Raw genomic sequence first — 294 nt, forward strand, 5'->3', positions numbered from 1 at the left:
CTCCCCCCTTCCCCTCCCCCCTTTCTCCTTTTCCTTTCTCCCTTTCTCCTTTCCTTCCTCCCCTTCCCCTTTCTTTTCTTCTTTTTCTTCCTCCTTCCTTCTTCCTTTCTCTTCCTCCTTCTTTCCCTTCCCCCTCCCCCCTTCTTCCCCTTCCCTCCTCCTCCCCCTCCCCTTTCCCCTCCTCCCCCCCCCCTTTTTCCTCTCCTCTTCCTTTCCTCCTCTTCTCCTTCCTTCTCCTTCTTTTCTCTTCCCTTCCCCTCTTTCCCCCTCCCTTCCCCTCTCTTTTCCCCCCCT

Annotated in this window: 1 protein-coding gene; it reads right to left on the reverse strand. The window is 56.1% G+C overall.

Annotation, left to right across the window (positions count from 1 at the left end; all coding sequences use genetic code 11):
• On the reverse strand, positions 1 to 294 hold a 294-nt coding region (locus AB1471_RS18920; RefSeq protein ID WP_367780964.1), incomplete at both ends, for a hypothetical protein.

Source organism: Jeotgalibacillus marinus, from assembly GCF_040801915.1.
Taxonomy (GTDB): domain Bacteria; phylum Bacillota; class Bacilli; order Bacillales; family Jeotgalibacillaceae; genus Jeotgalibacillus; species Jeotgalibacillus marinus.